The organism is Clostridia bacterium (genome assembly GCA_034926675.1).
Lineage (GTDB): Bacteria > Bacillota > DTU025 > DTU025 > DTU025 > JAYFQW01.
In genome coordinates, this window is the sequence record JAYFQW010000047.1 from 1 (window position 1) to 5,548 (window position 5,548).

Sequence of the window (5,548 nt, forward strand, 5' to 3'; positions counted from 1 at the left end):
ATCAGCCTTTGCCGTCGGCCCGCCGGCCGCGGCTAGAAGGTCCATGAGTGTGACGTCCCGTCCAACCGGGTACACCCCTGGCCTGGCCACCTCGCCCAGGATAGCCGCTTGCTCCCTGGCCTCCGGTATGTAGATCACATCGCCCTCTGCTAGGGCATAGTTGGATTCCGACTTCTGGTCGCGCAGTACGGCCTCTGCGTCCACCGCCAGGCTGCCGGGCTTCGTATTCGCCGTCGCCTTTCGGGTCAGCACCGCCGCCCCGCCATCCGCGCCAACCGCAAGCCCACCTGCCGCCGCAATCGCGTCGACGACTTTCGCGCCTGCGGGAAGCTCATATGCCCCTGGCCTTGCGACTCGTCCTATCACATTCACCGCGACCGTGCGGCTGCCAACAACGATGATATCCCCAACACCCAGCACAGGATTATCCTTGCTGGCGTCTCCTGTGAACAGCTCCTTGCCGGCGCCAATCGGAGAGCTGGCGCCCTTCGAGGCATCGCCCCCTGCGTACACCGTCACGTTCTCAAGCGACGCCTTCGCAGTTGGTCCACCCGCAGCGGCTATGGCGTCCATCAGCCTTGCTCCACGCGGAAGCCTGTAGGCCCCAGGCCTTGCCACCTCGCCCATCACCAGGGCCTGCTCTCTCGCTTCCGGCACAAACAGGGCATCCCCGTCCTCAACGGTCGGCGGAGCTCCTGTAACTCGACCCGCGAGCAACCCTTCTACATCTATCTCCGAGACAGTCGCGCCCGATGGTCCTCTCCTGGTGAGCACAACCACGGTCCCGTCGCCGTCAGCTCTCAGGCCGCCCGCCGCCGCCACTGCGTCAAGAACACTCGCTCCTCTCAGCAGCTCGACCTGTCCGGGCCTGCCCACGAACCCCGCTGCCTGAACCCGGATCGCAGCGCTAGGCACCACGATCACCGCCCCAGGCTCCAGCCTGGGATTGGCCTTGAGGTCCCCCTCATACAGCAGACGCTCGTCTGCGATTGCCAGGCTCGTCCCATCCGCGGCATCCCCGCCGCGGTACACCTTCACCCTCGACAGGTCCGCCTTCCCTGTGGGCCCACCCGCAGCCGCCATGATGTCCATGACAGTTGCGCCCCGCATGACCGGGTACACGCCAGGCCTCGCGACCTCGCCAATGATGGCCGCCTGTTCCCGGGTCTCCGGAACGAACACGACATCGCCCTCAGAAAGCACGATATTCCCTTCAGCGTTGACCTCCCTGACCAGGTCCTCTATGTTCACCACGATCAGGCCTGCCTGGGTTCCGGCCTCGCCTTCTGCTGCGCTTGCTCTGTTCACTGCCACTGCGGAGCAATCCGAGCCAGCCACGGTTCCCCCGGCCGCCGCAATGGCGTCAAGCACTCGGGCGCCTGCTGGGAGTTCGTAGGTTCCGGGCTTGGCGACGCGCCCCATGACACTCGCCATGATGGTCCGGGATCCGATCACGATTATGTCGCCCTCACCCAAAGTGGGATTCTCATTAGCGCTTCCCGCGAAAAGCACACGCCCGTGGCCCACGGGATGGGCCGCTCCCTTGGCAAGCCCCGATTCATCCTTCGCCTCGGCGTATACAGTCACACTCTCCAGAGCCGCACGGGGGGTCGGCCCTCCCGCCGCGGCTATCGCATCCATGAGCCTAGCCCCACGCGGAAGCCTGTAGGCGCCTGGCCTTGCCACCTCGCCCATTACGAGCACCTGTCCGCGCACCTCGGGCACGAACAGGACGTCCCCGTCAGCGAGCACAGGAGCGGCTTCTCGAGGCAACACGCCTCTGAGGATCCCTTCGATATCTATCTCCGCAGGCAAAGCGGCTTCCCCGCCATCATTCCGCCGGGTCAGCACCACTCTCCTGGCATCGCCCTCCGGCCTCGCCCCACCGGCGGCGCCGAGAGCTTCCAGCGCAGTGGCCCCGCGGAGCAGGTCCACCTGTCCGGGCCTTGCGACAAACCCAGTGACCTGCACCCTGATGGCCGCGCTCGGCACCACAATCGCCGCACCAGCGCCAACAAGGGGGTTAGTCTTCACATCTCCCTCGTATAGCAGGCCCTCATCAGCTAGGGCCACCTTCGTCTCATTCATCACATTGCCCGAACCATCAACGGCTCTGTCCGACACCGTGGCTCCAGGCTGGTACACCCTCACCTTGCCCAGGTCTGCCTGGGAGGTAGGTCCACCCGCAGCAGCCAGCAGATCCATCAGGGTAGTGTCGGGGCCGACAGGGTACACCCCTGGCCTAGCGACCTGCCCCATGATCGACGCCTGCTCAATAAGCTCAGGAACGAATACGACATCCCCGGCAGCCAGAAGCAGATTGCCTGCTCCAGCCGGGGAATCTATCAAAGCGCCTAGGTTCGCGGTCGCGCTTCTCTGCACGCCATCCCTGGCGCCGCTCCAGGTTACGTTCATCCTGCGAGCGTCGCCGCGCACGCCGCCTGCTGCGGCTATCGCATCAAGCAACCGCATTTCAACACCCACAGGCGCCGGGTAAGAGCCAGGCCTGTTCACACTCCCCAGGACCGCTACTCCAACCGTGCGGTACTGGATTACTATGACGTTCACCACTGGGTTCTTCATGTACTTCAGAAGCGCCCGGCCCACCTCATCGCGGAGCCCCGCTGCGGTGAGGCCCGCAGCCTGCACAGTGCCTGCCAGAGGCAGCGAAATCAGCCCGTCAGGGCCCAGCATCACGTTGACATTGATCTGCTCATCGCCGAGAACTGTGATATTCACGGAATCCCCGGGCCCCAGCACGTACCCTGCCGTCACGACCGGTACGACCGGCGCAGCCGCTGCAGCGCCAATCGCGCAGGGCGTACCCAGAAGAGCACATGTGATTATCAGAACCACGGCTATGTATGGGGCGATGCCCCTGTTTCTCATCGCTGCAGTATTGCTTGCGCAGGGTTTCACTGTTTGCTCTCCTTCTCGTCTGGCTCCCCGTCGCCGTAGTGGGAGTCGTAATAGCAGTAGTACCTATCGGAGTAATGCTGGCGATACCTGCCCCTTGGGGGCTTGATTCCGGTTATGACTGCCCCGAGCACTGTAGCATTCACCGCACGCAGCGCATCGGCAGCACGCTTTGCAGCGTTCCTATCACTCTCCGCAAGGTTGACGACCATGATCACCCCATCGCTCTTCGATGCCAGAACGGTCGCGTCGGCCACCGCGAGCACAGGCGGAGCGTCGATGATCACAAGGTTCGCGCGGAGCTTCAACTGCTCCAGAAGTTGGTCCATCTGACGGCTGTGGAGCAGTTCCGATGGATTCGGCGGGATCGCGCCAGCAGCAATAACGGAGAGGCCCTCCACCGGGCCTTTCCTGATGGACGCATCCACATTCCCAGTCACGATGCACTCCGAGAGCCCAGGAGATGCCGGCATCTCGAACTTCTTGTGCACGGTGGGACGCCTCATGTCGGCATCGATGAGGATGACGGTATCTCCCGCCTGAGCGAATGTGATCGCGAGATTGGCCGCAGTGAGGGATTTCCCCTCCCCGGGAAGAGCACTCGTGACCTCGAGAATCTTTACCGTACCGCCGACAGTGGAGAAGTGGATGTTGGTCCTGAGCATTCGATAGGCTTCACTGGCAGCCGATTTCGGATTGTACAGCGACACCAAGGACTGTTTCGGGTCGAACTCATCTGTCGACTGTGGGCGATTCCATGGCAACAACAATGGCGGCACTCCTTTGCCACACCGAGCTATGGGCGCCTGGCTGGCACAGCCCGGTATGAGCGCGCTTTCATAAATCACACCACACAATTGGCGCAGAAACCTGTCACGCATGGAGCGAAAAGCCAAACGTGGTTACATTATAGCACGAAAGTGGTCTGTGCTCTGTATTGTTCTGATTGTTCTGTTCGTAGTTCCACGAATGATCTCTTAATCCTGCCATGTTCCCATGTGAACTGGGTTCTCATGTAATGCATTCCACCAGAATGCTCTCCTCAATACCCTCGCCCCGTGCGCTCGCCTCTTCAGGTCTGGGTGCTCGGGTCTTCCCATTTCCGCGTAACTAATGCTATTCTCTTCACGAGGAGGTGCAGTTTTGATCGATATCCACTGCCACGTTATTCCCGGGATCGACGACGGCGCGTACGACATGGGCGAGGCCATGGAGATGCTCCGTGAGGCGAATGAAGCCGGGTTTGCAGAGATCATTGCGACGCCCCATACCTCATCCTCCAAACGCGACCCCCGCACTCAATCGATCAAAGCGAGGCTCGCCGAGTTGCTTGCCCGCGCATCGGAGGATCAGACGGCATCACGGGTACGCGTCACAGCCGGCGCTGAGATCATGCTCGACCCGGACACCCTGCCTCTGCTTGAGGCGGGCGAGCTTCCCACATGGGGCGCTGGCCGCAAGCATGTGCTCGTGGAGTTTCCGATGATCGCTATCCCGCCCTATGCCGAGGGCTGCATCTTCGGCCTCTCAGCCCAGGGCTACACACCGGTGCTTGCACATCCTGAGAGGAATCATGAACTATCACAGAAACTCGACGTCATACTCCGGTTCATCCAGATGGGTGCGGCAATGCAGATAGATGCGGGAAGCCTGGCAGGTGCGTACGGGCCCATAGCCAGGGAATCTGCGATGATGGTCGTGAGGCACAGAATGTGCCATTTCATCGCAAGCGACGCTCATCATCCAGGCAACATAAGCCGAGTGATGAATCGTGCGCAGTCGGAGGTATCGAAGATCCTGGAAGCAGAGGATACCGAGGCCCTTTTCGGTGGGAATGCCCGCTCGGTGATGGCTGGGGAGCGCGTATCATACCCGGCGCCCATACCAGCATCTGAGCGAGAGACCAGGCGCACCCGTGGGCGAGGCCTCTTCAGTTTCGGCCGCAGGTAAGTCCGGGCCATCCGCCGGTCGGCACACCTACAGCCCATCTTCAGCACCCTTGGGCGTTCAATAAGAGCCCGAGTGCAATCGGCCACATACACCACATCATTTGGGTTGCCTGTGAACTGCGCCACATTATGTCATGATTTCACCTTCTCACGCTCCCTATCGCCGATCACGACGAAGGGGAAGCGAGCCACACGACGACCGCAAACCTGAGCGCTCCCCGGAAGCCCGAGGCATCCCGAGCGCGTTTCCGTGAGGTTTCCCACGAAGGTGTACGGATTTGACCCAGGTTATCCCGCAAGGTGGGCGAAATCGGATCAGCTCGGCTCATGTTCATGCTGAATCGTGCGGAATGGGGGGGTATATATCGGCTCGAGTTGGCTCAAATTGGTCAAAGCAGGCACGGACATTACAGGAATTAGGCGAAGTGAGGTTGCTCAGAGCGCTTTTGGGGCATTGCAGGGTCCGAAATCCCCCGTAGGCATGCGCTGTGGCGGTCAACCTGGGTCATAAGCGCCCATCTCCCGCGAAAACCTGGTCACTCCCCCTTTAGCCCCGTAACTCAATTGGAGAAATCCTGATCATTTGATACGATTGAGTTGGGGGTGCTTGATAGTGCAGGACAGACACGACGCGGTCTTCAGAAAACAGATTGTGGACGAGTGCGAAGAGGTAGGCAACATCT

At 61.2% G+C, this 5,548-nt stretch carries 3 protein-coding genes; 1 reads left to right on the top strand and 2 read right to left on the bottom strand.

Going from position 1 to position 5,548, the window contains the following annotated elements; translation table 11 throughout:
* Both VB144_11290 and VB144_11295 read right to left on the bottom strand, forming a co-directional pair.
* Positions 1-2,919 (bottom strand): SLBB domain-containing protein (locus VB144_11290; GenBank protein MEA4884215.1); only part of this gene is annotated, 2,919 nt, incomplete at its 3' end.
* Entirely contained in the window at positions 2,916-3,686 is a 771-nt protein-coding gene (locus tag VB144_11295) for a CpsD/CapB family tyrosine-protein kinase (GenBank protein MEA4884216.1), read from the bottom strand. The genes VB144_11290 and VB144_11295, both read right to left, overlap by 4 nt.
* 373 nt (positions 3,687-4,059) lie before the next feature.
* On the opposite strand from VB144_11295, the gene VB144_11300 reads away from it, so the two are divergent.
* A complete protein-coding gene (locus tag VB144_11300) occupies positions 4,060-4,866 on the top strand; it encodes a CpsB/CapC family capsule biosynthesis tyrosine phosphatase (protein MEA4884217.1) in 807 nt (268 codons plus the stop codon).
* Positions 4,867-5,548: the final 682 nt, after the last annotated feature.